Here is a 755-nt window from a genome sequence, read left to right as displayed (position 1 = left end):
CGACCACCGCTGGTACTGGCGCAGAATCTACCTTTGTATCAGTCATCACGGCAAAAGATGGCAGCAAAAAAGCGATTTATACCCCAAAAATCCTACCTGATGTCGCCATTTTAGATGCGACGCTAACCCTTAATTTACCTCGCCACATTACTGCTGCAACAGCACTTGATGCCATGGTGCATTGTGTTGAAGCTTATACCAGCCGTACGAAAAAGAATCCTATCTCAGACGCCTTAGCGCTTCAAGGCTTGCAGATGCTCTGGAATAACTTTGAGAAAGTATTAAATCAAGGCGATGATATCGACGCTCGTGCTGATATGCTACTGGGCTCCACGCTAGCCGGTATTGCTTTCGTCAACTCTTCCGTAGCCGCTGTACATGGACTCTCCTACCCGCTTAGTATTAACTTCCATATTCCACATGGACATGCCAATGCTCTTGTTATGTGCGGGGTATTTACTTTTAACTTATCAGCAGCAGCACCTCTCTATGCAGAGCTGGCTCGTGCCGTCATGCCTGCTCAAACCTCTGGTATGAATGATTTTGATGCGGCAAGTCAGTTCATCAAACAGTTGCGAGGTTTCTTAGAGATGAGTGGCCTTAAATATCGTTTGAGTGAATTAGATATTACAGACCAGGATATCTCTGCTCTAGCAGACATAGTGACGAATACTTATGCTCGACTGATTGCGACCAATCCTAAGGATATGACGTTAGATGAACTGACAACGATATATACGGAGATACTCTAAAAG

1 protein-coding gene is annotated in these 755 nt (G+C 45.0%); it reads left to right on the top strand.

The features are described 5' to 3' along the window. The coding region (locus ACS8FD_RS19830) for an iron-containing alcohol dehydrogenase (protein ID WP_439277128.1) at positions 1 to 752 on the top strand (752 nt) is incomplete at its 5' end. Positions 753 to 755: the final 3 nt, after the last annotated feature.

This window comes from Psychrobacter sp. 1U2, assembly GCF_051847575.1.
The sequence above is the reverse complement of the archived record's forward strand: the minus strand, read 5'-3'. Positions and strand labels throughout refer to the sequence as shown.